At 71.1% G+C, this 26,392-nt stretch carries 26 protein-coding genes; 8 read left to right on the forward strand and 18 right to left on the reverse strand.

The features are described from left to right. The 5 genes from dctP to GXW71_RS26455 are packed head-to-tail and all read right to left on the reverse strand — an operon-like array spanning position 1 to position 5,470. Positions 1-975: a TRAP transporter substrate-binding protein DctP gene (gene dctP, locus GXW71_RS26435; protein WP_211855701.1), complete on the reverse strand. Its 975-nt coding sequence runs from the start codon at positions 973-975 to the stop codon at positions 1-3. A 25-nt stretch (positions 976-1,000) separates the two neighbouring features. Beyond that, positions 1,001-1,981 carry a Bug family tripartite tricarboxylate transporter substrate binding protein gene (locus GXW71_RS26440; RefSeq protein WP_211855702.1) on the reverse strand — a complete coding sequence of 327 codons (981 nt, stop codon included), beginning with the start codon at positions 1,979-1,981 and terminating at the stop codon, positions 1,001-1,003. 54 nt (positions 1,982-2,035) lie between these two features. Further along, complete coding sequence (locus GXW71_RS26445) at positions 2,036-3,433, reverse strand: L-lactate permease (RefSeq protein WP_211855703.1); 1,398 nt, start codon at positions 3,431-3,433, stop codon at positions 2,036-2,038. After that, positions 3,430-4,317, reverse strand: a complete 888-nt coding sequence (locus GXW71_RS26450) for a DMT family transporter (protein ID WP_367617377.1) — start codon at positions 4,315-4,317, stop codon at positions 3,430-3,432. The genes GXW71_RS26445 and GXW71_RS26450 overlap by 4 nt, the downstream gene beginning before the upstream one ends. Before the next feature lie 10 nt (positions 4,318-4,327). After that, positions 4,328-5,470 (reverse strand): M20/M25/M40 family metallo-hydrolase, encoded by a 1,143-nt coding sequence (locus GXW71_RS26455; RefSeq protein WP_211855704.1) that lies wholly within the window; start codon positions 5,468-5,470, stop codon positions 4,328-4,330. Between the two features lie 116 nt (positions 5,471-5,586). Between GXW71_RS26455 and GXW71_RS26460 the strand changes: the two genes are divergently transcribed. Both GXW71_RS26460 and ypfJ read left to right on the forward strand, forming a co-directional pair. Continuing rightward, entirely contained in the window at positions 5,587-6,318 is a 732-nt protein-coding gene (locus tag GXW71_RS26460) for an aspartate/glutamate racemase family protein (protein ID WP_211855705.1), read from the forward strand. A gap of 11 nt (positions 6,319-6,329) precedes the next feature. Next, positions 6,330-7,187 carry a KPN_02809 family neutral zinc metallopeptidase gene (gene ypfJ, locus GXW71_RS26465; RefSeq protein WP_211855706.1) on the forward strand — a complete coding sequence of 286 codons (858 nt, stop codon included), beginning with the start codon at positions 6,330-6,332 and terminating at the stop codon, positions 7,185-7,187. Between the two features lie 36 nt (positions 7,188-7,223). Here the strand turns inward: ypfJ and GXW71_RS26470 are convergent, their stop codons facing one another. From GXW71_RS26470 to GXW71_RS26480, 3 genes are read right to left on the reverse strand one after another with little or no spacing between them, the layout of a single operon-like run. Continuing rightward, positions 7,224-8,192 (reverse strand): Bug family tripartite tricarboxylate transporter substrate binding protein, encoded by a 969-nt coding sequence (locus tag GXW71_RS26470; protein ID WP_211855707.1) that lies wholly within the window; start codon positions 8,190-8,192, stop codon positions 7,224-7,226. Between the two features lie 57 nt (positions 8,193-8,249). Then, entirely contained in the window at positions 8,250-9,239 is a 990-nt protein-coding gene (locus tag GXW71_RS26475) for a Bug family tripartite tricarboxylate transporter substrate binding protein (protein ID WP_211855708.1), read from the reverse strand. A 4-nt stretch (positions 9,240-9,243) separates the two neighbouring features. Then, on the reverse strand, positions 9,244-10,236 hold the full coding sequence (locus GXW71_RS26480; protein ID WP_211855709.1) for a Bug family tripartite tricarboxylate transporter substrate binding protein: 993 nt from the start codon (positions 10,234-10,236) through the stop codon (positions 9,244-9,246). A gap of 139 nt (positions 10,237-10,375) precedes the next feature. On the opposite strand from GXW71_RS26480, the gene GXW71_RS26485 reads away from it, so the two are divergent. Both GXW71_RS26485 and GXW71_RS26490 read left to right on the forward strand, forming a co-directional pair. Beyond that, entirely contained in the window at positions 10,376-12,157 is a 1,782-nt protein-coding gene (locus GXW71_RS26485) for a glucan ABC transporter ATP-binding protein/ permease (RefSeq protein WP_211855710.1), read from the forward strand. Positions 12,158-12,335: 178 nt separating this feature from the next. Further along, the gene (locus GXW71_RS26490; RefSeq protein WP_211855711.1) at positions 12,336-12,767 is read left to right on the forward strand and encodes a CBS domain-containing protein; all 432 of its coding nucleotides are present in this window, start codon (positions 12,336-12,338) and stop codon (positions 12,765-12,767) included. 204 nt (positions 12,768-12,971) lie between these two features. Here the strand turns inward: GXW71_RS26490 and GXW71_RS26495 are convergent, their stop codons facing one another. Further along, positions 12,972-13,931, reverse strand: coding sequence for a tripartite tricarboxylate transporter substrate binding protein (locus tag GXW71_RS26495; protein WP_211855712.1), 960 nt, complete (start codon positions 13,929-13,931; stop codon positions 12,972-12,974). An 84-nt stretch (positions 13,932-14,015) separates the two neighbouring features. Between GXW71_RS26495 and GXW71_RS26500 the strand changes: the two genes are divergently transcribed. Next, positions 14,016-14,855 (forward strand): amidohydrolase family protein, encoded by an 840-nt coding sequence (locus GXW71_RS26500; protein ID WP_211855713.1) that lies wholly within the window; start codon positions 14,016-14,018, stop codon positions 14,853-14,855. A 12-nt stretch (positions 14,856-14,867) separates the two neighbouring features. Here GXW71_RS26500 and GXW71_RS26505 read toward each other — a convergent pair whose 3' ends face one another. From GXW71_RS26505 to GXW71_RS26525, 5 genes are all read right to left on the reverse strand, one after another. Further along, positions 14,868-15,428, reverse strand: coding sequence for a cob(I)yrinic acid a,c-diamide adenosyltransferase (locus GXW71_RS26505; RefSeq protein ID WP_211855714.1), 561 nt, complete (start codon positions 15,426-15,428; stop codon positions 14,868-14,870). Between the two features lie 27 nt (positions 15,429-15,455). After that, on the reverse strand, positions 15,456-16,340 hold the full coding sequence (locus tag GXW71_RS26510; protein WP_211855715.1) for a cation diffusion facilitator family transporter: 885 nt from the start codon (positions 16,338-16,340) through the stop codon (positions 15,456-15,458). After that, positions 16,337-16,828 (reverse strand): anthrone oxygenase family protein, encoded by a 492-nt coding sequence (locus tag GXW71_RS26515; RefSeq protein ID WP_211855716.1) that lies wholly within the window; start codon positions 16,826-16,828, stop codon positions 16,337-16,339. The genes GXW71_RS26510 and GXW71_RS26515 overlap by 4 nt, the downstream gene beginning before the upstream one ends. 173 nt (positions 16,829-17,001) lie before the next feature. Next, a complete protein-coding gene (gene metH / locus GXW71_RS26520) occupies positions 17,002-20,496 on the reverse strand; it encodes a methionine synthase (RefSeq protein ID WP_211855717.1) in 3,495 nt (1,164 codons plus the stop codon). A 12-nt stretch (positions 20,497-20,508) separates the two neighbouring features. Further along, positions 20,509-21,438 carry an ArsR/SmtB family transcription factor gene (locus tag GXW71_RS26525; protein ID WP_211855718.1) on the reverse strand — a complete coding sequence of 310 codons (930 nt, stop codon included), beginning with the start codon at positions 21,436-21,438 and terminating at the stop codon, positions 20,509-20,511. Positions 21,439-21,470: 32 nt separating this feature from the next. Here GXW71_RS26525 and GXW71_RS26530 point away from each other — a divergent pair, with 32 nt between their 5' ends. After that, positions 21,471-21,800 (forward strand): hypothetical protein, encoded by a 330-nt coding sequence (locus tag GXW71_RS26530; protein WP_246526912.1) that lies wholly within the window; start codon positions 21,471-21,473, stop codon positions 21,798-21,800. Between the two features lie 118 nt (positions 21,801-21,918). After that, complete coding sequence (locus GXW71_RS26535; protein ID WP_211855719.1) at positions 21,919-22,305, forward strand: hypothetical protein; 387 nt, start codon at positions 21,919-21,921, stop codon at positions 22,303-22,305. Positions 22,306-22,416: 111 nt separating this feature from the next. On the opposite strand, the gene GXW71_RS26540 is transcribed toward GXW71_RS26535, so the two are convergent. The 4 genes from GXW71_RS26540 to GXW71_RS26555 all read right to left on the reverse strand — a co-directional run bounded on the left by GXW71_RS26540 (position 22,417) and on the right by GXW71_RS26555 (position 25,632). After that, entirely contained in the window at positions 22,417-23,667 is a 1,251-nt protein-coding gene (locus tag GXW71_RS26540; protein WP_211855720.1) for a serine hydrolase domain-containing protein, read from the reverse strand. A gap of 109 nt (positions 23,668-23,776) precedes the next feature. Next, the gene (locus GXW71_RS26545; protein WP_211855721.1) at positions 23,777-23,923 is read right to left on the reverse strand and encodes a hypothetical protein; all 147 of its coding nucleotides are present in this window, start codon (positions 23,921-23,923) and stop codon (positions 23,777-23,779) included. Next, a complete protein-coding gene (locus tag GXW71_RS26550; RefSeq protein WP_211855722.1) occupies positions 23,920-24,441 on the reverse strand; it encodes a GNAT family N-acetyltransferase in 522 nt (173 codons plus the stop codon). The genes GXW71_RS26545 and GXW71_RS26550 overlap by 4 nt, the downstream gene beginning before the upstream one ends. Before the next feature lie 9 nt (positions 24,442-24,450). After that, positions 24,451-25,632: an amidase gene (locus GXW71_RS26555; protein ID WP_211855723.1), complete on the reverse strand. Its 1,182-nt coding sequence runs from the start codon at positions 25,630-25,632 to the stop codon at positions 24,451-24,453. A 73-nt stretch (positions 25,633-25,705) separates the two neighbouring features. Between GXW71_RS26555 and GXW71_RS26560 the strand changes: the two genes are divergently transcribed. Next, entirely contained in the window at positions 25,706-26,326 is a 621-nt protein-coding gene (locus tag GXW71_RS26560) for a DUF1194 domain-containing protein (RefSeq protein ID WP_211855724.1), read from the forward strand. Positions 26,327-26,392 lie beyond the last annotated feature (66 nt).

Below are 26,392 nucleotides of genomic sequence, written 5' to 3' on the forward strand. Positions count from 1 at the left end.
TTACTGCGCCGCCCGCCAATCGCGGATGCGGCGGAGCAGTGCGCCATCCAATTCGCGCTCATATTGCGCGAAGGCGGCGGCGAGCGCCGTCTGGAAGCGGCCGCGGTCCACCTCGGTCGTCACCGTCATGCCGCGCCGGCGGAGCTCCTCCACGCCGGTGTTCTCATCCGCGGTCACCCGGTCCCGGTTGGCGCGCTGGGCGGCCACGGCGGCGGCCTGGAAGGCAGTGCGGTCGGCGGCCGCAAGGCGCTGCAGCATCGCCGGGTTGCAGATCAGCAGCGCCGGTGAATAGACATGCCCGGTCAGGGTCAGGAAGCGCTGCACCTGGTTCAGGTTGTTGGCGACGATGACCGGGATCGGGTTCTCCTGCCCATCGACCGTGCCCTGCTGCAGCGCCGGCACCAGCTCGGAGAAGGCCATCGGCGTCGGTAGCGCGCCGAGCGCCCGGAAGGCCCGCATATGCACCGGGTTCTCCATGGTGCGGACCTTGAGGCCGCGGATGTCGTCCGGGCTGTTCACCGCATGGCGCGAATTGGTCAGGTGCCGGAAGCCGTTCTCCAGCCAGACCACGCCGGTGAGGCCGCGCGGCGTGAACTGACCCAGAAGCTGCTGCCCGATCTCGGAATCCAGCACGCCACGCGCATGGGCGTAGTCGCGGAACAGGAAGGGCACGTCGACGACGCGCACCGCGGGGACGAAATTGCCGACCGGGCCGGTCGAGGTGATGGTGCAGTCGAGGGTTCCGATCTGCACGCTCTCGATCATCTCGCGCTCATTGTCGTTGCGCTGGATGGTGACCCGGTAGCGCCCGCCGGTGGCGCGCTCCAGGGCCTCCTTCAGCGCGGTGGCGCCAGCGCCGTAATGGCTCTGCAGCGGCAGCGGGTGCTGCACGGTGATCTCGGTCTGCGCCAGGGCGGGCGCGGTGAGCGCCGCGGCCAGCAAGGCGCCGAGCGCGAGGCGGGGGATGATCTGCATGTCGCGTGTCCTCGTTGTTATTCGTTCAGTCGGCGGCGATCCGCGCCTCGCGCGCGATGGCCTGCCAGCGCGCCGCGCTGGCCGCGACCCAGGCATCGTTCTCGGCACGCGGCACCGCCAGCGGCTCGACGAAGGCGGTCCGCAGGCGTTCTGCGGTCTGCGGGGTGCGGGCGCGCTCCAGCGCCTCGGCCAGGCGCGCGACGATCGGCGCCGGGGTGCGCTTCGGTACCGCCAGGTTGAACCAGATGCCGAGTTCGTAATCCGCCAGCCCCGCCTCCTGCATCGTCGGCACCTCCGGCAGGGCGCTGGCGCGGCGTGACGTCGTCACCGCAAGCGGGCGGAAGCTGCCGGACCGGATATGCACGGTCGAGGTCGCGGTGGTGTCGAAGCCGAAATCCACCTCCTTTGCCAGCAGCGCCGCGACCAGCGGCGAGGAGCCGCGATAGGGCACATGGGTCGCGTCGATCCCCGCCATCTTCAGGAACACCACGGCCGAGAGATGCGAGGAGGAGCCGTTGCCGACCGAGCCATAGGTCAGCGGCCGGCGCTTCGCCTCCTCGATGAAGGCGCGCAGGTTGGTCGCCTGGACGCGGTCCGGGATGACCGAGAGGATGTTCGCCACCTCGCCGATGGTGCCGAGGCTGGTGAAGTCGCGCACTGCATCGACGCCGCTGTTCGCGTAGAGGATCGGGTTCACGCCGAACAGCGCGGTGGTGCCGAACAGGATCGTGTGGCCATCGGCCTCCGCCTGGGCTGCGGCCAGGGTGCCGATATTGCCGCCGGCGCCGGCGCGGTTCTCGATCACCACCGCCTGCCCGAGCTCGCGCGACAGCGGTTCGGCCACGATGCGGCCGACGATGTCGTTCACGCCGCCCGGCGGATAGGTGACGATCATGCGCACCGGGCGCGTCGGCTGCCAGCCCTGGGCGCGCAGCCCGGGCACCGCCAGCAGGGTGCCGATGCCGGCCAGGGCGGTACGGCGGGTGGCCTTGATGGGCAGGGGCATGTCGGTTTCCTCGTCGTTCCCCCGGGAGTAGCGCGGCGGCCCAGGGCCGGCAACTCACCGCAACAGCAGCATCGCCCCGGTGCCGATCAGGATCACGGCGGCGAGCGAGGGCAGCAGCAGGCGCCAGAGCTGGGGCGGACGGGTGCCGTCGGCGAGCAGCCCGCAGACCAGGGCGCACACTGCGAAGCTCATGCCCGCCCCCGCTGCGCCTGAGAAATTGTGCAAGGCCGGCGCCAGCAGCGGCGGCAGGCCTGCCGCCGCGCCGAGCGCCGCCTGCACCGGCATCAGCGCCGCGTTCGACCCGACATTGCTGCCGGTCACCATCCCCGCTGCGAGCCCGAGCGGCACGATCGCGAAGGGCGCGAGAGGCCCGAGCGCGCCGGCCGCCGCATCCGCCAGCGCCGCAGTCGCACCGCTGCCGGCCAGCCAGCGCGCCAGCAGCACATAGAGCAGCAGCGCCAGCGCCGGCCGCGGTGCCCGCCGCGCCGCTTCCCTGAGGCGTGCCGCGGCGTCGCTCCGGATCGCCAGCAGCGCCAGCGCCACGCACCAGAGCACCACGGCCACATGGGTCACCGGGAAGGCCGGCAGGTCGGGGTAAGGGCGGAAGCCTGGCGGATGCGGCACCGCGCGCGCCGCCAGCAGCGCCGCGGTCAGCAGCAGATAGGGCGCCATGGCGGTCATCGCCCGTCCACGCGCCATGGCGTCGCGCGGCGGATCGAGCCGCCACAGGACCGCCAGCAGCGGGATGCCGGTCGCCAGGATGCCCAGCACCTCGAAGGGCAGGATCCAGTGGCCGCCGACCAGCAGCGCGGCGACGGCCAGCAGGATCAGCGCCTGGGCCAGCTTCTCCCGCGGCGGCACCGCGATGCCGGCCTGCGCGCAAAGCCGCCACAGCACCGGCCCCAGCGCCAGCAGCCAGGCGGCATTGGGCAGCGCAGCGAGCCGCGCCAGATCCTGCACCGGCAGCCCGACCAGCGCCGCGCCGAGCAAGGTCCCGGGCCCGAGTCCGCCCCACGGCACCAGGCAGAGCGAGAGCAGCGCCATGGCACCCGCGACCGCACCGCCGATCCCCATGGCGCGCAGCGCGGCGAGGGCGAAGACGGCGCCGACCGCGAAGCCGGTGACGCTTTCCATGAAGGCGCCCATCAGCAGGGTCGCGGCGAAGACGCGGCGCGGCTCCGGCGCCGTGCCGCCGGCGGCCGGGCGGGTGACCGCGGCATGGAACAGCAGCCCGCCCGTCATCACCCCGATCGGCTGCAGCGCGAGATAGAGCCCGCGCAGCGCCTCCGCCGCCAGGAAGCCGGCGCCGTCGCTGCCCGCCGGCAGCGAGGCGAGCGCCGCCGGGATCGCTGCCGCCAGCGCCGCGGTCACCGCGCCGACCGGCCCGGCGCGGCCGGAGAGCAGCAGCCCGACCAGCAGCGCCAGCGGTGCTGCCTGCAGCAGCAGGATCATCGCGGCCGCCGCGCCTCGGCGATGGAGATCGCGACCGCACCGGCCAGGATCACCGCCGCGCCCGCCCAGGCCGCGGCATCCGGCGCTTCGCCGAACAGCAGCCAGCCGAAGCCCGCGACCACCGGCAGCCGCAGATACTGGAAGGGCGCGACGGCGGAGGCTTCGCCGGCGCGGAAGGCTTCCGTCATCAGCCACAGGATGCCCGGCGTGAAGCCCGCGAAGGCCAGCAGGATCAGCACGTCCCCCGCGCCGATCGGCCGCCAGAAGGCGATCGCGAAGGGAAGCGCGCCCAATGTCGTCACGATGTCGACCCAGGCGATGATGGTGGGCGTCGCGTCGGTGCGAGTGAGCGCGCGTGAGGTCAACGTGATCCCGCACCAGCAGAGCGCCGCCGCCAGTGCCACCGCGGCCCCGAGGATGGAGAGTTCGGCGCCCGGCCGCAGCATGATCGCGACGCCGATCAGGCCGGCGATGGTGCCCACCCAGCGCGCGCGGCCGACCCTCTCCCCGAGCAGCGGCCCCGCGGCGAGGGTCGAGAACATGACGTTGGTGAAGGACAGCACCGTCGCGGTCGCGAGGTCGAGCAGCGTGAAGGACAGGAAATAGAGTCCCCAGGTGCTGACGCTGGAGAGCCCGCGCGCCAGGTGCAACAGCGGCCGCCGGGTGCGGAACACGGCGATGCCGCCGGCGATCACCGCCGGCAGCACCCAGAGGAGCTGGCCCGTCGATCGCGCGAGGAGCTGCGTCGTGGTCGGCACGCCGCGCTCGTTCATCCAGCGCACGAAGAGCGCTTCGGTCGCGAAGAGCATCGCGCCGACGGACATCAGCACCGCGCCGCGCAGATTGCCCGGCAGCGCGGAAAAGCCCGTAGCGAAAGACGTCACGAAAGCGATGTCACGCCAGCGTCGCGAGCAACCCTGCGAGCAGCTTGGCGCGCGGCACCAGGGAGGCGATCTCGATATGCTCTTCCAGCGTGTGCATCTTCGCCCCCGCGACGCCGAGCCCGTCCAAGGTCGGGATGCCCATGGCACCCGTAAAATTCCCGTCCGAGCCGCCGCCCGAACTCTGATGCGCGATATCGAAGCCGATGGCGTTTGCGATGTATCGCGCCTGATCGTAGAGCTTCATCACCTTCGCATCCGGCTCCCAGACCGGCCGCGTCACGCCGCGCGTGACCTCGAGCTGCACGTCATTAGCCGAGGAACGGAGCGCCAGCATCTTCGCGACGCCGGCATCCAGATCCTCCTGCCGCTTGGCCATGGACAGCGCCTCGGCCTCGCAGGTGGTGGTGACGCAATTGACCCACTGCCCGCCATGGATGACGCCGACCGAGAAGGTGCAGTCCTCCGTCGTCATGTTCTCGATCTCGATGATCTGGCGGCACATCTCGCGGATCGCGCTGCGCCCTTCGGAGAGGCGCGCCCCGGCATGGCTCGGGCGGCCCGTGGTCTTCAGGTTGAAGCGCGCGATCGCGTAGCGGCCGGTGACGACGCCGCCATCCGGGCGCGCCGGCTCCGGCACCAGCACATAGCGGTGGCGCGCCGCCTCCGCCTCGATCAGGTCGCGGGTGGAGGGGCTGCCGATCTCCTCGTCGGAAGTCAGCAGCACGGTGATCGGCAGCGGCGTCGGCATGCCGGCGCGCAGCATCTGCCGGATCGCCTCGATGGCGATGTAGGTGCCGCCCTTCATGTCGCAGATGCCGGGGCCGTAGCAGATCCCGCCTTCCCGTCGGATCGGCAGTTTTGCCAATGTGCCGATGGGGTGGACGGTATCCAGATGCGCCATCACCAGGATGCCAGGCGCACTGTCGCCCATCGGGTGCGGGAAGCGGGCGCGGACGCAATCGCCGAGGCCCATGCGGCCTGGGATGCGCTCGACGCGCGCGCCGAGCAGCGCCAGGTCACGCGCCGCCAAGGCCATCATCCGGTTCACGGCCTCGGCATCGAAGGTCGGGCTCTCGCAGGCGACCCAACGGGTCAGGCCCTCCAGGATCTCGTCAGTGTCGAAGGGCAGGGCGATGGCGGCGGCATGCGTCATGGACGGGCTCCTGGGCGTTCGGCGGCAGCCTGAGCGGAGGCGGGTCACGCCGCAAGAGGGGCTGGGAAGTGTCGCCCCGCAGGGGCAGGATGCCGCCAGCCAACCCGGAGCACGCCATGCGCATCCTCGTCGCCAATGCCAACACCACGGAGGCGATCACCGAGGCCTGCGCCGCCTCCGCTCGCCGCGCCGCAGCATCGGGAACCGAGGTCATCGCCGCGACGCCGCGCTTCGGCCCGGCGGTGATCAGCAGCCGGGCCGAGAACATCATCGCCGGCCATGCGCTGCTGGAGGTGCTGGCGCAGCATGCGGGCCAGGTCGATGCCGTGGTGCTGGCGGTGTCGCACGACACGGCGCTGGAGGCGGCGCGGCAGATGATGCCCTGCCCGGTGGTCTCGATGACCGAAGCCGCCTGCTTCACCGCCTGCATGATCGGTGGCCGCTTCGGCCTGGTGACCTTCGGCAATGTCGAGACCTATCGTGAGCTGGTCACCCGCCACGGCCTGGCCGGGAGGTTGGCGGGCCTCGGCTCCATCGACGTCGCGGCGCCGGAGGCGGTGCGGGATCCCGAGGGCGTCGCCGCGAAGCTGTTGCCGGCGATCGACGCGCTGGCGGCGCAGGGGGCGGATTCGGTGATCCTGGGCGGTGCCGCGCTCGCGGGCTTCGACGAAAGATTGAAGGGCCGCGCGCCGCTGCCGCTGCTGGATGGCGTTGCCTGCGCGACCCGGATGGCGGAGATGCTGGTGCGCGCGGCCCTGCCCAAGCCGCGCACCGGCAGCTTCGCGGCACCGTCCGGACGCGCGACCAAGGGGCTCGATGCCAGGCTGGCCGCGCTGCTCGGCGGCTGAGGGAGGAAACCATGCGCCTCGACGACGGACGCGAGAGCGAGAATGTGGATGACCGCCGCGGCCGCGGCGGTTTCGGGGGCGGCGGCGGGCGGATCGCGGTGGGCGGACTCGGCGGCGTCGCGATCCTGCTGATCGCGTTGTTCCTCGGCGTCGATCCCTCGCTGCTCCTGCAGGGCGGCGGGGCACCGCAGCAGCAGACGACGCAGCAAGGCGCGCCGCCGGCCAATGATGCCGGGCGCCGCTTCGCCTCGCGCGTGCTGGCGGAGACCGAGGATGTATGGCGCGACCTATTCTCCCGTGCCGGCCGTCAGTACCGGGACCCGGTGCTGGTGCTGTTCTCCGGCGCCACCCAGACCGGCTGCGGCTTCGCCGAGGCGACGGTCGGGCCCTTCTACTGCCCGGGCGACCAGCGGCTCTACATCGACCTCGACTTCCTGGCCGACATGCAGCGCCGCCTCGGCGCGCCCGGCGATTTCGCCGCCGCCTATGTCATCGCGCATGAGGTCGGGCACCATGTGCAGAACCTGATCGGGGTGCTCAGCCGGGTGGAGCAGCTCCGCCGGGGCGCCGGCGAGGCGGCGAGCAACGCCCTGCAGGTTCGCGTCGAGCTGCAGGCCGATTGCCTGGCCGGCGTCTGGGCGCGGCGCGCCCAGGACGCGCGTCAGATCCTGGAAAGCGGCGATCTGGAGGAAGCGCTGGGCGCGGCCGCCGCGGTCGGCGACGACCGGCTGCAGCGCCGCGCGCGCGGTACCGTGGTGCCGGAGAGCTTCACCCACGGCTCCTCCGAACAGCGCGTGCGATGGTTCCGGCGCGGCATCGAGGGCGGGGACATCGCCGGCTGCGACACCTTCTCCGGCGATCGCCTGTGATCGTGACGGGCCGGCCTTCGGCCGGCCCGAGGCCGCTCAATCGAGCCGCGCGCCGGAGACCCGCACCACCTCGCGCCACTTGGCGTTCTCTGCCTCGATGAAGCGCTGGAAGGCCTCGGGGCCGAGCGGGCGCGGCTCGCTGCCGACATCGCGGAGCCGGGTCTGCACCGCGGGCTCCGCGCAGGCTTCCAGGATCAGCGCGGAGAGGCGCTCCACCTGCGGGCGCGGCATGCGGGAAGGCGCCTGCACGCCGAACCAGGCCACTGCCTCGAAGTCCTGGACGCCGGCTTCCGTCGCGGTCGGTGCCTCCGGCACCGAGAACCAACGGTCGCGGGAGGTGACGGCGAGGAGCTTCACCTTCCCCTCGCGGACATAGGGCAGATAGGCGGGCAGGTTGTCGATCGCGACCTGCAGGCGCCCGGCCAGCAGTTCCGGGATCACGCCGCCGGTGCCGCGGAAGGGGATATGCAGCAGGTCGATCCCGGCGCGGACCTTCAGCAGCTCGGCGCAGAGATGGCCGGAGGTGCCGTTGCCCGGCGTGCCGTAGCTCAGCCCGCCCGGGTCGCGCTTGGCCAGTGCCACCAATTCCTGGAGGGAATTCGCGGGGACCGAGGCGTTCACCAGGATGCCGTTGGCGACCAGGTTCACCATCGCGACCGCCTGCAGCTCCTCCGGCCGATAGGGCATGCGGCTGTAGAGGAACTGGTTGATGCTGGCGGTGCCGATCGTCGTCATCAGCAGCGTGTGGCCGTCATCGGACTTCGCCACCAGCTCCGCGCCGATATTGCCGCCGGCGCCGGCGCGGTTGTCGACGATCATCGGCTGTCCCAGGGTCTGGGACAGCCGCTCCGCCAACACACGCGCGGTGACGTCGGTCGCGCCGCCGCCCTGGAAGGGCACGACGAGGCGCACGGGGCGGCTCGGCCAGGCAGGCTGCGCGCTGAGGATGGCGGGCGCGGCGAGAAGCGGCAGCGCGCCCAGCAGGGCGCGGCGGGCGATGATCATTGGCGGCTCCGGTTGTTTTGCGGGCGGCCTAGCCCGCCATCCCGGATGCCGCAATGCTCATTCGATCCGGGCGCCGGAGCGGCGCACCACGTCCAGCCACTTGGTCTGTTCGGCGCGAAGGAACGCATCGAAGGCCTCGGGCGTGGTGCCGCCATCCGGCGTCAGGCCGGGCGGATCGGCGCCGAGCTCCGCCATGCGGCGGCGGAAATCGGCCTCCAGCGCCACCTGGTTCAGCAGCTCGCCCAGCCGGTTCACGACCGGGCGTGGCGTGGCGGCGGGGGCGACGACGCCGAACCAGGCCGTCGCCTCGAAGCCGCTGGCGCCGGCCTCGTCCAAGGTTGGCAGGTCCGGCAGCGCCGCCGAACGGGTCTTGGAGGTGACGCCGATGCCCCGGATCCGGCCCTCCCGGATGAAGGGCAGGGCGGAGGGGATATTGTCCATCCCGACATCGACGCGGTTCGCGACCAGCTCCGTCAGCATCGGGCCGGAGCCGCGATAGGGGACGTGCTGCATCTGCATGCCCGTCATCATGTTGAGCAGCTCGATGCAGATATGCGGGCTGGTGCCGATGCCGGCGGTGCCGTAGTTCAGCCCGCCTCGCCGCGCCGCCGCCAGCGCGATCAGCTCCCTGAGCGTCCGGGCCGGGGTGTCGTTCGCCACCATCAGCACGTTCGGCACCTGGATCATCAGCGCCACGCCGACGAGGTCCTGCGGCCGGTAGGGCATGCGGGCGCCGTAGAGGCCGAAATTGATCGCGCCGGTGCCGATCGTGGTCAGCATCAGCGTGTGGCCATCGGCCTCGCTCCGCGCCACGAAGTCGCCGGCGACATTGCCGCCGGCGCCCGGCCGGTTCTCCACCACCACCTGGGCGCCGAGCCGCTGCCCGAGCTTCTCGGCCGTCACCCGGCCGACCAGGTCGGTGGTGCCGGCCGGGGTGAAGGGGATGACGAGGCGGATCGGGCGCGTCGGGAATGCCGCGCCCTGGGCGCGCGCGATGGCCGGTGCCGCCAGGCCGGCGGCGAGGATCAGGCGGCGGGTCGCACGCATGCCGCTACTCCACGCGGACATTGGCGCGGCGCACCACCTCGCCCCATTTCCGGATCTCGCCCTCCACGAAGCGGGCGAAGCCCTCGGGCGAGGTGCCGCCATCCGGCGTCAGGTCCGGCGTCATGCCGCCGAGCTCGGCGAGCCGCCGCGCCGTCTCCGGCTCCTTGATCACGGCGTTCATCTCGGTGGACAGGCGATCGACGATCGGGCGCGGGAGGCGCGCCGGCGCCTGCAATCCGAACCAGGCCGTCGCCTCGACGCCCGGAAAGCCGGCCTCGGCGGTCGTCGGCACCTCGGGCAAAGCGGGGCTCCGGGTCGCGGTGGTCATCGCCAGCGGCCGCAGCCGCCCTTCCCTGAGATGGCCGATGACGGAGGGCAGGTTGTCCACCGCGACCTCGATGCGGCCGGTGATGACCTCCTGCATCATCGGCCCGGCGCCGCGGAAGGGCACATGGAGCAGGTCGATCCCGGCCTCGAGCTTCAGCAGCTCCCCGGTCATGTGCAGCGAGGTGCCGATGCCGGAGGAGCCGATGTTGAGCTGCCCCGGCCGGGCCTTGGCATAGGTCACCAGCTCCTGCAGCGTCTGCACCGGCAGGGAATTCGCGACGAAGATGGCGTTCGGCACCCGCAGCAGCAGCCCGATGCTCGCCAGGTCCTCGGGCTTGTAGGGCATGCGCGCGCCATAGAGGGAATAGTTGATGGCGCTGCTGCTGATCGTGCACATCAGCAGCGTGTAGCCATCGGGATCGGATTTCGCGACGACATCGGTGCCGAGGTTGCCGCCGGCGCCGGGCCGGTTCTCCACCACCACGTTCTGGCCGAGACGATGGGTCAGGCGCTCGGCCAGGATCCGGGCCGCGATGTCGGTGGTGCCGGCCGGGGTGAAGGGCACGACCAGCCGGATGGTCCGGTTCGGCCAGGCGCCCTGCGCCAGGGCCGGACGGGCCAGCCCGGCGGCCGCGGCGGCACCGAGCAGCCTGCGTCGCGTGGTTGTCATCGCGTCATTCCTCCCTTTGTTGAGAGCAAGAGTGGCGTGGCGCGTCCCCCGCCGCAAGCAAGCCGAGCGCGTGGCGGGTTGTGCCGCGGCGCCGGGCTTGGCAATCAGGCTGCGCGCAGAGCCCGGGGATCAAGGCAGGATGCGGTTCGTGAAACTCTATGGCCGGGTGCTCGGCCTGCTGGCGCCGGATCGCGCGGTGGCGTTCGGGCTGGCCGCCGCCGCGCTGGCGCTGGCCGGGCTCCAGTTCCTGGAACCCGTGCTGTTCGGCCGGGTGGTCGATGTGCTCTCGCAGGCCAACCGCCTGACCCCGGCCGAGGTCTGGACGCAGGCGCTGTCGCTGCTGGTCCTCTGGGTCTCGGTCGGGCTCTCCGGGATCGGCGCCAATGTCGCCGTCTCCCTGCTGTCGGACCGGATGGCGCACCGCAACCGGCTGGTGGTGATGCACCGCTACTTCCAGCACGTGCTGGCGCTGCCGCTCTCCTTCCACGGCGACACCCAGTCGGGGCGGCTGATGAAGGTGATGCTGGTCGGCACGGACAACCTGTTCGGCCTCTGGCTGTCCTTCTTCCGCGAACACCTGACCACCTTCATCGCGGCCCTGGTGCTGCTGCCGCTGACGCTCGCCATGAACTGGCGGCTGGCGCTGCTGCTGATCGTGCTGGTGGCGGTCTTCTGCAGCCTCTCGGCCTATGTCATCCGCCGCACCCAGGGCGCGCAGGAGATGGTGGAGGGGCTGCATTCCCGCCTCGCAGGCAATGCCCAGGACGCGCTGTCCAACGTCGTCGTGGTGCAGAGCTTCACGCGCCTGGCGTCGGAGGCGCGGCTGTTCGGGGACATCATGAAGCAGGTGCTGGATCACCAATTCCCGGTGCTGAATTGGTGGGCGGTGGTCGCGGTGCTGACCCAGGCGGCCTCGACCGTGACGGTCATCCTGATCTTCGTGCTCGGCACCATGCTGCACATGCAGGGGCAGGCGACGGTCGGCGAGATCGTCTCCTTCATGGGTTTCGCGACCCTGCTGATCGGCAAGCTGCAGGGGGCGGTCGGCTTCGTCTCCCGCCTGGTGTTCCAGATGCCGAGCCTCGAGGAGCTGTTCCAGGTGCTGGATACGGTCAGCTCGGTGCCGGAGCGGCCGGATGCCCGCGACATCGGCCGCAGCGCCGGCGCCGTCGCCTTCGAGAACGTGGCCTTCGCCTATCCCGGCGGCCCGCGCATCCTGCGCGATATCAGCTTCCAGGCCCCGCCCGGCCGCACCGTCGCCCTGGTCGGCCAGACCGGCGCCGGCAAATCGACCGCCATGGCGCTGCTGCAGCGCCTCTGGGACCCGGTCGAAGGCCGCATCACCCTCGATGGGCATGACCTGCGCGACCTCACCTTGCAATCGCTGCGGCGCAACATCGGCGTGGTGTTCCAGGAGAGCATGCTGTTCAACCGCACCATCCGGGAGAACCTGCAGGTCGGCCGCCCCGACGCGACCCAGGAGGAGATCGAGCGCGCCTGCCGGCTGGCCGAGGCGCATGATTTCATCCTCCGCCAGCCCCAGGGCTACGACACCATGATCGGGGAACGCGGCAGCACCCTCTCGGGCGGCCAGCGCCAACGGCTTGCGATCGCGCGCGCGCTGCTGAAGGACCCGCCGGTGCTGATCCTGGACGAGGCGACCAGCGCGCTCGACGCCGCGACCGAGGCGCGGGTGCAGAAGGCGCTGGCGGCGCTGATGGCCGGCCGGACGACCTTCATCATCGCCCATCGCCTGTCGACCGTGCGCGACGCGGACGAGATCCTGGTCTTCGCGCAGGGCCAGGTCGCGGAACGCGGCCCCTTCACCGATCTGGTCCGGCAGGGGGGCATTTTCGCGGAATTGGTGAGCACCCAGCTCACGCCGACACCGCCGCCTGTGCCATTGCCCGCGAGCGAATGACCTTGGGCGATTGATCGACGCAACATTCTTGCCGCTTGAAATGCGGCGGGGCTCGGCTCAGGTTACCTTTCTGCAATCCGGGCGCGTTCTCGGGAGCCGCCTGGGCAGTTTGTCTGGCGAGCAGCTTCGCGCCTCCGGGCGATAGCGCCCTGCGGCGATCTGCTCTTGGGAGGCCCGCATGACCATTGCGTCCATTCTGGCCCACAAAGATTCTCGCGTCGTCTCGGTCGGACCGGGAGAGGATGCGGTGGCGATTGCGGGGACCCTTGCCCGGCATCGGATCGGCGCCGTGCTGGTACGTGACGGTGGCGGCGCGTTGCTCGGCATCTTGTCGGAGCGTGACATCGTGCGCGCGCTGGCCAAGGAGGGGCCGGTGGCGCTGTCGATGACCGCGCGCCAGTTGATGACCGCGGACATCCACACGGTGCGGCCGAACGACACCATCAACCACGCGCTGGCCGAGATGACCGACCGCCGGATCCGTCACCTGCCGGTGGTGGAGGATGGCATGCTCGTCGGCATGGTCTCGATCGGCGACCTCGTGAAGGCCCGCATCTCCCAGGTGGAGGAGGAGGCGGAAAGCCTCCGCGCCTTCGTCACGACGGCCTGATATCTGACCTCAGACGCCGGCGCGCGCATCCGCGCGCTTGGCTTTCGCGCTGTCAGGGCGCACTGACGAGAACGGTCGGTCGCGCGCGGGGCCGCATGTGCGGCCCCGGAGCATCGCTTCGCTCGCTCCGCGAAAACCAGTGGCGGCCTTGGCCGCGGGAGGCTCTCCGGAGGGCTCGCCCTCCGAAGCCTTGGCGGAGGAGGGTCAGCGCCGCACGGCAGCGCGCAGCGCATCCAGTACGGCGTCCATCGCGGCCTGGAAGCCGGGGCCGTCGAGGTAGCCGTCCATCGCGCCGGTGCGCTCCAGGAAGGTGTTCCAGCCCCGCCCGCGCATGCCCTGCCGGAAACGGTCATGCAGAGAAGCGATGACGGCATCCGGCGTGCGGGCGGGCGCGGAGAGGCCCTTCATGTTCTCGACGACGACATCCCAGCCCATCTCGCGCAGCGTCGGCACATCCTGATAGGCGCCGCCGAGCCGCTCGGCGGAAGCAACCGCCAGCGGCCGCACCTCGCCGCCCTGCACCAGCCCGGCCATCTCCTCCGGTGCCAGCACCGCCAGGTCGACAGTGCCCGAGAGCAGCGCCTGCAGGCCCGGCGCGCCGCCCGTGAAGGGCACGTGCAGCAACTCCACCCCGGCGGCGCGGGCGAAGAGCAGCACCACCGCGTGGTAGATCGAGCCGAGGCCGGAGGAGGCGTGGGAGACCGATTCCGGCGCGCGCTTCGCCGCCTCCACCAGCGCCCGGATATCGCCGAAGCGCCCGCCCCGTTTGGCGACCAGCAGCAGCGGCTGCCGGGTCAGCCGGATGATCGCCTTGAAGGAGGTTTTCGGGTCATAGGGCAGGTCCCGGAAGACCGGCAGCGAGATGCTCTCGCTGCCGCCGTTCACCAGCAGGTTCAGCCCGTCGGGCGGCAGCCCGGCCACGTATTCGGCGGCGATCGCGCCACCGGCGCCCGGGCGGTTCATCACCACGAGCGCGGTCGGGAAGCTGGGGGTCGCGGATTCCGCGATCGCCCGAGCTGCCAGATCCGCGCCGCCGCCCGGCGCGAAGCCGACGATGATCTGGATCGGCCGCGCCGGCTGCCATTGCGCCCGCGCGGGTGCCGCGGCGAGGCTCGCGCCGGCCAGGCCGGCGGCGCCGTTGATGATGCTCCTGCGTCCAATCACGGCCGCTCTCTCCCTTGTGTTCTTGTATCCGCATATAGACGGCGGCGACGGCAGCCGCCACACGGGATGGACGGAGGACACCAGATGACCATCCCGCCCCGCCTGCCCGTGCCGCCCGGCGCAACCGATTGCCACATGCACATCTACGGGCCGCCGGAGCGCTACCCCGTGGCGCCGACCAACCCGACGCCGGTGCCCTTCGCCTATGACCTCGATGCCTACCGCACGCTGCGGACGGCGCTCGGCCTTACCCGCACCGTGGTGGTGCAGCCGACCGCCTATGGCGCCGACAATGCCTGCACCCTCGATGCCGTCGCCGCACTCGGCGCCGATACGGCACGCGCCGTCGTGGCGGTGACGCCGGAGACCCCGGTCGCGGAGCTGGAACGCCTGCACGCCGCCGGCGCCCGCGGCGCAAGGGCCTTCCTGATGAAGGGCGGCGTGGTGCCGTGGGAGCGGCTGCACGCACTGGCCGCCCATGTCGCGCCGCTCGGCTGGCATGTGCAGCTCCAGTTCGATGGCGGCGAGATGGAAGCGCGGGAGGCCGCGATCCGCGGCCTGCCTTGCCCGGTGGTGATCGACCATGTCGGCCGCTTCCACGACCCGGTGCCGCCGGACGCGCCGCCGGTGCGCGCCTTGCGGCGGCTGCTGGCGACCGGGCGCGTCTGGGTGAAGCTCTCCTCGCCCTACGGCGTCTCGCGCAGCGGGCCGCCCGACTATGCCGATGTCGCCGCCATCGCCCGCGCCCTGGTGGCCACCGCGCCGGAACGCCTGGTCTGGGGCTCCAACTGGCCGCATCCGAACGAGGCGGAGCCGAAGCCGGCGGTGGCGCCGCTGCTCGATCTGCTCGGCGCCTGGACGCCGGACGCGGCGACCCGCCGCGCCATCCTGGTCGACAACCCGGCGCAGCTCTACGGCTTCTAAGGCAGAGCCAACCTACCGGGTCGCTCCGGGGACCCAGACCACATCCGCGGCGCCATTGTCGTTGAGGCGCCGCGACAGCACGAAAAGATGGTCGGACAGGCGGTTCAGGTAGCGCACCGCCGCCGGGTTCAGCGGTTCCGCGGCGGCAAGCGTCACCACCCGTCGCTCCGCCCGTCGCGCCACGGTGCGCGCGACATGCGCGGCCGCCGCACTGGCGGTGCCGCCGGGCAGCACGAAGCTGCGCAGCGGCGGGATCGCCGCGTTCATCGCAGCGACCTCCGCCTCCAGCCGCAGGCACTGCGCATCCGTGACGCGCAGGCAGTCCTCGCCGATCCCCGGCATGCAGAGATCGGCGCCAAGGTCGAAAAGGTCGTTCTGCAGCCGCGCGACCATCGCCGCTGTCGCCGCATCCTGCTCCAGATGCAGGCGCAGCACGCCGAGCGCCGCATTGGCCTCGTCCACCGCGCCGATCGCTTCGATCCGGAGTGTGTCCTTGCGCAGCCGGGTGCCGTCGCCGAGCGAGGTCTCGCCGCCATCGCCGCCGCGCGTCGTGATCACGTCGAGCTTCACCATCGCACCGTTCCCCGCAGCAGAACCAGATTACAGCACGACCACGCCGTGATGCTTCGCCTTGCCCTCGGGCTCGACATGGATGGTGATGACGGCATCGCCGATCTCGGCCTTCAGCGCGGCCTCGATGCGGTCGCAGATCGCATGCGCGGCGTTTACGCTGGTCTCGCCACCGACCACCAGGTGGAACTCGACGAAGGTGAAGCGGCCGGCCTGGCGGGTGCGCAGGTCATGTGCCTCGATCGCGCCATCCGCCTTGGTCGCGACGATGCTGCGGATGCGCGCGAGCTGGTCCTGCGGCACGGCTTCGTCCATCAGCCCGCCCACGCTCTCCCGCACCACGCTCCATCCGGACCAGAGGATGTTCAGCGCGGTCAGCGCCGCCATCAGCGGGTCGAACCACAGGATCCCGGTCGTGAAGACCAGACCGAGGCCGACCAGCACGCCGGCGGAGGTCACCACGTCGGAGACCAGGTGCCGGCCATCCGCCATCAGGGCCGGGCTGCGCAGCCTGCGCCCGGCGCGCAGCAGCGTGACGGCCCAGGCGGCGTTCGCGACGGTCGCCGCGATCGCGACACCAATGCCGATGGCGCTTGCCTCCGGCGCGCGGGGACGCTGCACCGCGCCCCAGGCCTCGTTCAGGATCAGCAGCGCCGCCACGATGATCAGCACCCCAGCCAGCACGGCGGAGAAATACTCGGCCTTGGCATGGCCATAAGGGTGGTTCGCGTCCGGCGGCATCTGGCTGAAGCGCACCGCCAGCAGCGCCGCCATCGAGGTCGCGACGTTCACCACGCTCTCCAGCGCATCGGCGAAGAGTGCCACGCTGCCGGTGAGCCACCAGGCGCCGGCCTTGAGCAGCAGCACCAGGATCGCGACGGCGACGCTGCCGGCAGCGAGCTTTGCCGGCGTCATTCGCGCGCCGCCTGCACGGCCGCGGCGGCAAGCGCCAGGAAGGCGGCGGTCGCGGCCGCGGTGCGCAGGTGATTCCAGGCGGTCCAGGGCGCGGCATAGGCGCGCCAGACCGCATCGGCCTCGCTCGGTGCCGGACGCACGGCGTCGAGGCCGGCATTCAGCGGCAGGTTGACCGCGAAGGTCACCACCAGGACGCCCGCGACATAGATCGCGGCCGCCAGCAGGGCCAGCAGCGCCGCGGTGCGCAGCCCCATGGCGAAGGCGAGCACGCCCGCCAGCAGGGCGAGCGGCGCCGGCCCAAGGAAGACGAAGAGGAAGCCCGGCGTGCGGATGCCGGCATTGACCGCGCGCATCGCCGCGATCGCGGCCTCAGCCGGCGCCGCGCCGAAGCCGGGCATGACCGTGAAGGACCAGGACCAGAAGAAGCCGGCGCTCCACGCCGCCGCCAGCAGGCCGAGCGCAAAGGCCGCGATCAGCATCGGCAGCATCGCCATCCGCCCCCGGGCGCAGTGGTTGTTCGCGAAGGGCCTTCTAGCGACCAGAGGTCAGGCGGGAAAGTCCCACACGCCGCGGCAGAATTGCGGAGCGGACGCTGCAAGATGCAGCCTGGGGCACAATTCCGGGAAGGCCGCCGGATCCCGCGGCCTTCCCCTGACAGGCCTCAGACCGAAAAATACTTCGCGCGGGGATGGTGCAGCACGATGGCGCTGGTCGACTGTTCCGGATGGAGCTGCCACTCGTCCGAGATGCTGACCCCGATCCGCTCCGCGCCCAGCAGCCGCAGCAGCGGCACCTGGTCCTCGAGCCGCGGGCAGGCGGGATAGCCGAAGGAATAGCGGCCGCCGCGGTAGCCTTGGCTCAACATCTTGTCCATGTCGCGATCGTCCTCCTGGGCGAAGCCCCATTCGGCGCGGATGCGCTTGTGGACGTATTCGGCCATCGCCTCCGCCATCTCGACCGAGAGGCCGTGCAGGTAGAGGTAGTCCTGGTAGCGGTTGTCCTCGAACCAGTCGCGCGCGATGTCCGACGCCTTCTGGCCGACCGTCACGATCTGCAGCCCGATCACGTCCCGCGCCGCCGGCCCGTCGGCGATGTCGCGCACGAAATCGGCGATGCACTCGCCATCTTCCTTGGGCTGGCGGGGCAGGGTGAAGCGCGTCGCCTCGGTGACGCCATCCTCCTCGAACAGGATCAGGTCGTTGCCCTGGCCGGCGCATTTCCAATAGCCGTAGATCGCCTGCGGCCGCAGGATGTTGTCCGCCTCGGCGATCGCCAGCATGCGCTTCAGCACCGGCCGCAGCTCCTGCTTCGCCCAGCCGAGGAAATCATCCAGCGACCGGCCCTGCTTCCGGAAGCCCCATTGGAACTGATAGAGGCTGCGCTCGTTGATGAAGGGGATGATCGCCTTCGGCGCCGCCTCGATCACGCGGGCGCCCCAGAAGGGCGGCGCCGGCACCTGGCTTTCGGCAGCGACCCGGTGGCGCCGCGTCTGCGCGTAGTTCACGTCCACGGGGGCGAAGCCGCGCGGATCGGCGGTGCCGAGCGTGCGCTTGGTGTTGCTGGACTTGCCGACGCGCTTGGCCTGCAGCGCGGCCAGGTAGTCGTCGAAGCCGTTGCCCATCACCCGGTCCATCAGATGCAGGCCATCGAAGGCATCCCGCGCATAGGCGACGCGGCCCGAGGCATAGGCCTTCACGCAGTCGTCCTCGACATAGTTGCGCGTCAGCGCGGCGCCGCCGAGCATGATCGGGAGGTCGACGCCCTGGCGGGACATCTCCTCCAGGTTTTCGCGCATCACCACGGTCGATTTCACCAGCAACCCGCTCATGCCGATGGCATGCGCGCGATGTTCCTTCGCCGCCGTCACCATGTCGGCGAGCGGCACCTTGATGCCGAGATTGACGACCTTGTAGCCGTTGTTGGTCAGGATGATGTCGACCAGGTTCTTGCCGATGTCGTGCACGTCGCCCTTCACGGTCGCCAGCACGATGGTGCCCTTCTCCTGGCCCTCCACCTTCTCCATGAAGGGTTCCAGATAGGCGACGGCGGCCTTCATCGTCTCGGCGCTCTGCAGCACGAAGGGGAGCTGCATCTTGCCGGCGCCGAACAGCTCGCCCACCACCTTCATGCCGTCGAGCAGCACGTCGTTGATGATGGTGAGCGGCGCCACGCCCTGGTCCAGCGCCACCTGCAATTCCTCGCCCAGGCCCTTGCGGTCGCCATCGACGATGCGATCCTTGAGGCGTCCCTCGACGGTCGCGGCCTTCACCTTCGCGACATTGTCCGCCGCCTTGCGGCCGGAGAAGATCTCCAGCAGCTTCTGCAGCGGGTCATAGCCTTCGGCGCGGCGGTCGAAGATCAGGTCCTCGGCGACGCGCACCTCCGCCTCCGGGATCTGGTGCAGCGGCTTGATCTTGCTGACATGCACGATGGCGCCGGTCATGCCGGCCTTCACCGCGAGGTCGAGGAAGACGCTGTTCAGCACATGCCGTGCCGCGGGGTTCAGGCCGAAGGAGATGTTGGACAGGCCGAGGATGATCTGGATGTCCGGGAATTCCTCCCGGATCATGCGGATCCCCTCCAGCGTCCAGAGGCCGAGCTTGCGATCGTCCTCATTGCCGGTGGCGATGGTGAAGGTCAGCGGATCGATCATCAGGTCGCTCTGCGGCAACCCGTGCTTCGTGCAGGCGAAATCGACCAGGCGGCGCGCGATGCGCAGCTTGTCCTCGGCGGTCTTCGCCATGCCGACCTCGTCGATGGTCAGGGCGATGACCGCGGCGCCGAATTTCTTCGCGAGGATCATGCGGTCCTGCGCGGCCTTCTCGCCTTCCTCGAAATTGATCGAGTTGATGATCGGCTTGCCGCCATGCAGCTTCAGCGCCGCCTCGATGATCGGCGTCTCGGTGCTGTCGATCACCAGCGGCGCGTTCACGCTGCTGGTGAAGCGGGTGATCACCTCGCTCATCTCGACCAGCTCGTTGCGGCCGACGAAGGCGGTGCAGATGTCGAGGCTGTTGGAGCCTTCGCCCACCTGCTCGCGCCCCATCGCGACGCAGCCATCCCAGTCGCCGGCGGCCTGCCGTTCCCGCCACGCCTTGGAGCCGTTGGCATTGCAGCGCTCGCCGATCGAGAAGTAGCTGTTCTCCTGGCGCAGCCCCGTCGCGCCATAGAGGCTGGAAACCGAAGGCACCCAGATCGGCTTCCGCGCGACCGGCGCCGGGCGGTAGCCGCCGCGCTTCCTCAGCATCGCATCCAGCGCCTGGATATGCGGGGTCGAGGTGCCGCAGCAGCCGCCGATCAGGTTCAGCCCGTCCTCGGCGACGAAGCGCTCCATCCAGCTCGCCAGTTCCTCGGCGCCGAGCGGGTAATGCGTGTGGCCGTCGACCAGCTCCGGCAGGCCGGCATTCGGCTGGCAGGACAGCAGGCCGGGCCAGTTCTGCGATAGCCAGCGCACATGCTCCGCCATCTCCTGCGGGCCGGTCGCGCAATTGAGCCCCATCAGCGGCACGTCGAGCGCATGCACCACCGTCGCCGCGGCCGCGATGTCGGGCCCGACCAGCAAGGTGCCGGTGGTCTCTACCGTCACCTGCACGAAGATCGGAATGTCGGAATTCGCCGCCTTGCGCGCGATCTTGGCGGCGTTCACCGCGGCCTTGATGAACAGCGTGTCCTGATTGGTCTCGGTGAGGATCGCATCGGCGCCGCCGGCGATCAGGCCGCGGCATTGCTCGACCAGCGCCGCCTCCAGCGCGTCATAGGCGATGTTGCCGAGGCTCGGCAGCTTGGTGCCCGGGCCGATATCGCCGATCACCCAGCGGTGGCGGCCATCGGCGAATGTCTCCGCCGCTTCCCGCGCCAGCTCGACCGACAGCTTGTTGATCTCGAAGGCGCGGTCCTCGAGCTCGAACTCGCCGAGGGTGACCGGGCTGCCGCCGAAGCTGTTGGTCAGGACCATGTCGGCGCCGGCCTCGTAGTAGCCGCGATGGATCTCGCGCACGAGGTCGGGGCGGGAGAGGTTCAGCACCTCGGTGCAGTTCTCCTTGCCCCAGTAGTCGCGCTCGACATCGAGGGTAAGCGCCTGCACGCGGCTGCCCATGCCGCCGTCGCAGAGCAGCACCTGGTCGCGGAGCGCGTCGAGAAGATGGGGACGGGACATGCGGGACAACTTTCAGGCGGAATGGGCGTGATGATCGGCGCGCTGCTCGGCGCACCAGAGGCGGAGCGGGCCGAGGCCGCGCGGCTGCAGCGGCACCAGGCCGGCGGCGCCGAACCAGCCGTTCAGCTCGGCGTCGTCGAAGCCGGGCCAGCGATGCGCGAAGCGGGTCAGCAGCTCGCCGCGCTCATGCGGCGCGAGGTCGAGCAGCAGCAGGTGCCCGCCGGGCTTCAGCACCCGCGCGGCCTCGGCCAGCGCGGCGGCAGGATCCTCCGCGTAGTGCAGCACCATCTGCAAGGTCACCACGTCGAAACCCGCGTCCGCCAGCGGCAGGCGGTACATGTCGGCCTGGCGCACCGCGCAATGCGCGAGTCCCTTCTCGGCAAGGCGGGTGCGGGCCAGCGCCAGCATGTCGCGGGAGGCATCGACGCCGAGCGCCTGGGCGACGCGCGGCGCCACCAGCTCCAGCAGCCGCCCGGTGCCGCAACCGATATCGAGCAGCTTCGCCCCTGGCCGCTCCGGCAGGGCAGCGAGCAGCGCCGCCTCGACGGGGGCGGCGGGGATGTCGAGCGCCCGCAGCTCGTCCCAATCCGCGCCATGGCGGCGGAAGCTCTCGGACGCCTCCCGGGCGCGCTCGGCGGCGACGCGCGCCGCGGCACGGCGATCGGCCGCGAGCAGCGCATCCTCTTCCGGGATCCGGGCCAGGACCAGCCGCGCCAGCTCGGCGCCGCCCGGTACCTGGAACCAGGCATTGGCGCCTTCCGGCGTGCGGACCAGCAGCCCGGCCTCGGTCAGCAGCTTGAGATGCCGCGACAGCCGGGGCTGGGACTGGCCGAGGATCGCCACCAGATCGGAGACGCACCAGGCGCCCCGGGCGCAAAGGGCCAGCAGCCGCAGCCGCGTCGGCTCGGCCGCGGCGCGGAGCTGGGTGAGAAGCTCTTCCATGGTGGACTTGATATGGACATAAACATATCCTTATGTCCAGTGCCATGGCCTGGACCCTCGACGCCCGCATCCCCGTCCATCTGATCGCCCCCGGCGACGCCGTGCCGGAGGGGGCGGCCTTGCTCGCCGAAGGCGCGGATTTCGCGGTCCCGGCATCCGGCCATGCGATCGGCTGCGCCTGTTGCCTGCCGCGCAGCCCGGCGGCCCCGGCCTTCGACCGGCTGTTCCTGGCCCGGGTGAAGGGCGAGCGCAGCTTTACCAGCGTCGCCGCGCGGGCGGAGACAGCGGACGGCGCCGACGCGATCCGCTGGGCGCTCGATCACGATCCCGTCGTCAGCAGCCGTTTCCGGCTCCCCGCCTGATCCGCATCCGACCACCATTATCCCGTGGTGAGACGATTCTCCGCTAGTGAGGGGCGTGGCCTCTGCGCTCTCGCCTCATTGCTTTGCATTTCGATCCTTTCCGCGACATCAAGGTCCCATGCGCAGCGTGCCCGCAGCGTTGGCCGTCCTGCTTCTGCCGGCTTCGGCAGGGGCGGATTGCGGCCTGCCGGAGCCGCGGCGCAGTTTTTCGAACGGGACCGTGTGGCTCTGCGAGGCCATCGACTGGCCTGCCGGCGATACGCTCACGCTCCGCTGCGACAATAACGGCATTCATCGCGTACGGGTCCGTGGGACCGGCGAACGGGTTCGCGGCCATCAGGGCACCGAGGCGCTTCGCCGTCGAACCCAAGGCATCGATCTGACAGTCCTGCCGCGCCATCGTGCACGCGATCTCGTCGTGGCGGACGTCCTCGACGGCGCGATCAACATCGGCGAGGCCCTGTCGGGCGGCGGCGTACTGCGCGCCGCCTGTGCCACGCGTTAGGTGTTTAGTCCCGGCACCGCGCGTCTGAGGGGCATCAATCCACGAGTGCGGCATAGACCAGCGTCTGGATCAGCCGGCGGTGCATCGGCCGCTCCACGCTCGGCGCCTGGCTCATGAAGACGCCGACCAGCTCCGCCTTCGGATCCACCCAGAATAGGTGCCGCCATAGCCGGCCCACATGTATTGCCCGGCATTGCCGGGCACCCCGGCCACGCCATCGGCGAGCCGCACCGCGAAGCCAAGCCCGAAGCCATAGCCCGGCGTCCCGAGCGCGCCCGGCGGCGCCGGCACGTTGAGGCCCGCGAGGTGGTCGCTCGTCATCAGCCGCACCGTTGCGGGCGAGAGGATGCGCTGCCCGTCCAGCACGCCGCCATTGGCCAGCATCTGCAGGAAACGGAGGTAGTCCGCGGCGGTCGAGATCGCGCCGGCGCCGCCTGAAGCATTCCCAGGCGGGCGGCTGACGTCGAGCATGGCGACCGGCGCATTGTCGCGCGCCCAATCGGTGCCGAGATGCGCGGCGAGCCGCGGCGCTTGCCCCTCCCGCAGCGCGAAGCCGGTGTCGCGCATGCCGAGCGGGCGGAACAGCCGCTCCTCCAGGAAGGCTTCCAACCGCTGGCCGGAGACCGCCTCGACCACCCGCCCCAGCACGTCGGTCGAAAGCGAGTATTCAAAGGTGGTCCCCGGCTGGTGCATCAGCGGCACCTGCGCCAGGCGTTGCACGAATTCCGCCGGGCTCATGGCGCGGCTGTCGTATTCGGCGCCGCCCACGGTCAGGAAGCCGCGCTGGACCAGCGCGTCCCGCACCGGCTGCACGCCGGTGGTCTCAGGATAGGTGAGGCCGGAGGTGTGGCGCAACAGGTCCTGGACGGTCATCTGGCGCTGCTGCGGTAGGGCTTGGTAGGTGACGCGGCCGAGCGCGAGGTTGGCGGTCGGCGTCGCCACCTGCAGCCGGTCGAAGCCGGGCAGGTGGCGGCCGACCGGGTCGGTCAGATGCAGCCGCCCTTCCTCGACCAGGATCATCGCCGCGACCGAGGTGAAGGGCTTCGTCATCGAATAGATGCGGAAGACGGAATCGAGCGCGATCGGCACATTCGCGGCCTTGTCGCGGAAGCCGATCGCATCCCAATGCGCGAGGCGCCCGCGGCGGGCAACCATGACGACGGCGCCGGGCAGGCGGTTCTCCGCCACCTCGCGCTCGATCGCCGGGCGGATGCGGCCGAGGCGGTCGGGATCGAAGCCCGCCTCGCGGGCCTGCGCGACCGGCAGCGGTGGGCGCTGCGGCTCCTGTGCGTAAGCGGCCGGTTGCGGAAGTGCGAGCGCCGCGAGCAGCGGCGCCGCGGCCAGAAGGGCGCGACGGTGCATGGCGTGTTTCTCTCCCTCACGCGGCCCTGCGGCCGCGTGAGGGCGAGACTATGCCGTGGGGCGCGCCGCCGGGAAGCGCTCTCTCCGCCGCCGCGCGCAGCAGGACGCCTCAGAAGATGCCGAGGTCGTCCGGGTTGAAGCCCGCGGTCTTCAAATGCGCCTTGAAGCTCTGCGCCTGGGCGGCGAAGGCGCCGAGCGCCCCGAAGAAGCCGCCCACGCCGCCGGCCGGCATCGTCGCGGCAGTCGGGGCGGTCAATCCGGCAGCGCCTTCTCGCCCGGCCCCAGCGCCCGCTGCATCTGCACCACATCCAGCCAGCGGCCGAATTTCAGCCCGGCGGCGCGCAGCACGCCGACCTGCCGGAAGCCGAGCGACAGGTGCAGCCCGATCGAGCCGGTGTTCTCGCTGTCGCCGATCACCGCGATCATCTGCCGGAAGCCCTGCGCCTCCGCGCGCTGGACGAGGGCCGCGACCAGCGCCTTGCCGACGCCCTGGCCGCGCACATCCTCCCGCACATAGATCGAATCCTCCGCCGTGAAGCGATAGGCGGAGCGGTCGCGGAACTGTGCGTAATAGCCAAAGCCGGCAACAGCGCCGTCATCGCCTTCCGCCACCAGCCAAGCGGAGCCCGCGTCCTGCACCTTCGCGATGCGCGCGGCCATGTCGGCCTCGTCCGGCGGCTCCTCCTCGAAGGTGCCGGCGCCGTGCAGGACATGATGGGCATAGATCGCGGTGATCGCCGACAGGTCGGCTTGCGTCGCGTCGCGGATGATCATGGACGATCCTCAGAGGCCAAGTTCGCCGGCCAGAATTTCGGCCAGCGCCAGCAGGGCGCGATCGCGCCCCGGGGCCGCGACCAGGGAGATGCCGACCGGCGCACCATCGACACGTCCGGCCGGGATGGTCACTTCACAAAGTCCCGCGAGGCCCGCGATCGCCGTGACCCCCATGGTCCGCTCGCGCACCGCGTTCTGCTCCGCCTGGGTCGCGGTCAGCAACGGCGCCGCGGCCGGCGAGGTCGGGTAGATCGCGACCGCGCCGCCGCCGAGCAGCCCGTGCAGCCGCGCCTGCGCCAGCTTGCGGAAGGCGCGGCCGGCCGCCGCCTTGGCCGGCTCCATCCCCTTGGCGGCCGCGAAGCGCTCGCCGACGCCGGGGCCGAATTCGGGCCGCGTCGCCTCGACCCAGGCGCCGAGCGTCGCCCAGGCCTCCTCGGCCTGCGCGCAGCGGAAACTCTCGTAGAAGACATGCAGCCCCTCGGGTGCCAGCCCGACCGGCAGCGCCGGACCGAGCAGGGCCTCCGCCGCGTGCAGCGCCGGCTTCAGCGCTTCCGCGGTCTGGGGCGTGGCATTGGTCCAGGCCTCGCTGACCTGCAGCAGCGGCCCGAGTGGCGCCTCACTGCCCGGCGGCAGCAGCACCTCGCCCACACCGCGCAGCACGGCCGCCTTGGTCGCGAACCAGCCGGCGGCGTCGAAGGAGGGGCCGAGCGGGCAGGCACCCGCCAAGCTCACGGCCCCCCAGGTCGGGCGGATGCCGAAGACGCCGCAATAGCTGGCGGGGATACGCACCGAGCCGCCGGTGTCCGAACCCATCGCGAAATCCACCAGCCGCGCCGAGACCGCGGCGGCCGACCCGCAGGAGGAGCCGCCGGGGAAGCGGTCCGGCGCCGCCGGATTGATCGGCGTGCCGTGCCAGAGATTCTCGCCGGTCAGGCCATAGGCGAGTTCCACGGTCTTGGTCTTGCCGACCAGATCCGCCCCCGCCTGAAGCAATGCGGTCACCGCGACCGCCGTCGACCCCGGCACCGGCTGGGTCCGCGCCCAGTCCGGACTGCCATAGGTCGTCGGCCAGCCCGCGAGGTCGTAAAGGTCCTTGATCGCGAAGGAGAGGCCGGCCAGTGGCCCTTGCCCGACGCCCGCCACCGCCGCGCGCTGGCCGGGGACGAAGGCGCCGACGGTGTCTTCCTGCATTGCTCGCTCCTTGCCTGGCACGACGTTGCGACGCGGCCGCGCCCCTGGCAACCGGCTGTGCGACACTCCCCGCATGCGCGCCGTCGATCTCGCCCTGGCCCTTGCCGTCGATGCCTCCTCCTCCGTCGATTACGACGAGTTCGGGCTGATGATGGGCGGCTACGCGGCCGCCTTCCGCGACGAGGAGATCCAGGCCGCCGCCCTCGCCGGTGCGCGCGGCGCGATCGCGGTCTGCCTGCTGCTCTGGTCGGGGCGCGGGGCGCATGCGCTGGGCGTGCCCTGGACGGCGCTCGAGGATGCGGCGTCGGCCACCGCGATCGCGGACGCCATCGAGAGCTGCCCGCGCCTGGTGCCCGCCGGCGCCACGGCGCTGGGGGAGGGGATGGCCGCCGGGCTCGCCCAACTCGCCACCTGCCCGGCGCCGGCAGCGCGCGGGGTCATGGATGTCTCGGGCGACGGCGCCCACAACCAGGGGCGGCCGCCCGGCCCGGTGCGCGACATCGGCGTCGCCGCTGGCTTCACGATCAACGCCCTCGCGGTCGTGAACGAGGAACCGGAGTTGCTGGATCATTACGCAACAGAAGTGATCGGCGGCCCCGGCAGCTTCGCCATGGCCTGCCCCGACTACGCCGCCTTCGCGGAAGCCATTCGGAGGAAGTTGTTGCGTGAAATGAGCGGTGCACCCATCGCCTAAGAGGTCTTCACCTCTGCCCTGGGCCATGGCATCCCGGCGATCCCGACCACCGCATAGGCGCGCCCC

The organism is Plastoroseomonas hellenica (genome assembly GCF_018129085.1).
GTDB classification, from domain to species: Bacteria; Pseudomonadota; Alphaproteobacteria; order Acetobacterales; family Acetobacteraceae; genus Plastoroseomonas; species Plastoroseomonas hellenica.

What these genes read in the sequence shown, in the direction of transcription:
- dctP (WP_211855701.1), bottom strand. Translation starts at nt 975, where the DNA reads ATGCAGATCATCCCCCGCCTCGCGCTCGGCGCCTTGCTGGCCGCGGCG.
- GXW71_RS26440 (WP_211855702.1), bottom strand. Translation starts at nt 1,981, where the DNA reads ATGCCCCTGCCCATCAAGGCCACCCGCCGTACCGCCCTGGCCGGCATC.
- GXW71_RS26445 (WP_211855703.1), bottom strand. Translation starts at nt 3,433, where the DNA reads ATGATCCTGCTGCTGCAGGCAGCACCGCTGGCGCTGCTGGTCGGGCTG.
- GXW71_RS26455 (WP_211855704.1), bottom strand. Translation starts at nt 5,470, where the DNA reads ATGACGCATGCCGCCGCCATCGCCCTGCCCTTCGACACTGACGAGATC.
- GXW71_RS26460 (WP_211855705.1), top strand. Translation starts at nt 5,587, where the DNA reads ATGCGCATCCTCGTCGCCAATGCCAACACCACGGAGGCGATCACCGAG.
- ypfJ (WP_211855706.1), top strand. Translation starts at nt 6,330, where the DNA reads ATGCGCCTCGACGACGGACGCGAGAGCGAGAATGTGGATGACCGCCGC.
- GXW71_RS26470 (WP_211855707.1), bottom strand. Translation starts at nt 8,192, where the DNA reads ATGATCATCGCCCGCCGCGCCCTGCTGGGCGCGCTGCCGCTTCTCGCC.
- GXW71_RS26475 (WP_211855708.1), bottom strand. Translation starts at nt 9,239, where the DNA reads ATGCGTGCGACCCGCCGCCTGATCCTCGCCGCCGGCCTGGCGGCACCG.
- GXW71_RS26480 (WP_211855709.1), bottom strand. Translation starts at nt 10,236, where the DNA reads ATGACAACCACGCGACGCAGGCTGCTCGGTGCCGCCGCGGCCGCCGGG.
- GXW71_RS26485 (WP_211855710.1), top strand. Translation starts at nt 10,376, where the DNA reads ATGCGGTTCGTGAAACTCTATGGCCGGGTGCTCGGCCTGCTGGCGCCG.
- GXW71_RS26490 (WP_211855711.1), top strand. Translation starts at nt 12,336, where the DNA reads ATGACCATTGCGTCCATTCTGGCCCACAAAGATTCTCGCGTCGTCTCG.
- GXW71_RS26500 (WP_211855713.1), top strand. Translation starts at nt 14,016, where the DNA reads ATGACCATCCCGCCCCGCCTGCCCGTGCCGCCCGGCGCAACCGATTGC.
- GXW71_RS26505 (WP_211855714.1), bottom strand. Translation starts at nt 15,428, where the DNA reads ATGGTGAAGCTCGACGTGATCACGACGCGCGGCGGCGATGGCGGCGAG.
- GXW71_RS26510 (WP_211855715.1), bottom strand. Translation starts at nt 16,340, where the DNA reads ATGACGCCGGCAAAGCTCGCTGCCGGCAGCGTCGCCGTCGCGATCCTG.
- GXW71_RS26515 (WP_211855716.1), bottom strand. Translation starts at nt 16,828, where the DNA reads ATGCTGCCGATGCTGATCGCGGCCTTTGCGCTCGGCCTGCTGGCGGCG.
- metH (WP_211855717.1), bottom strand. Translation starts at nt 20,496, where the DNA reads ATGTCCCGTCCCCATCTTCTCGACGCGCTCCGCGACCAGGTGCTGCTC.
- GXW71_RS26525 (WP_211855718.1), bottom strand. Translation starts at nt 21,438, where the DNA reads ATGGAAGAGCTTCTCACCCAGCTCCGCGCCGCGGCCGAGCCGACGCGG.
- GXW71_RS26530 (WP_246526912.1), top strand. Translation starts at nt 21,471, where the DNA reads ATGTCCAGTGCCATGGCCTGGACCCTCGACGCCCGCATCCCCGTCCAT.
- GXW71_RS26535 (WP_211855719.1), top strand. Translation starts at nt 21,919, where the DNA reads ATGCGCAGCGTGCCCGCAGCGTTGGCCGTCCTGCTTCTGCCGGCTTCG.
- GXW71_RS26540 (WP_211855720.1), bottom strand. Translation starts at nt 23,667, where the DNA reads ATGCACCGTCGCGCCCTTCTGGCCGCGGCGCCGCTGCTCGCGGCGCTC.
- GXW71_RS26550 (WP_211855722.1), bottom strand. Translation starts at nt 24,441, where the DNA reads ATGATCATCCGCGACGCGACGCAAGCCGACCTGTCGGCGATCACCGCG.
- GXW71_RS26555 (WP_211855723.1), bottom strand. Translation starts at nt 25,632, where the DNA reads ATGCAGGAAGACACCGTCGGCGCCTTCGTCCCCGGCCAGCGCGCGGCG.
- GXW71_RS26560 (WP_211855724.1), top strand. Translation starts at nt 25,706, where the DNA reads ATGCGCGCCGTCGATCTCGCCCTGGCCCTTGCCGTCGATGCCTCCTCC.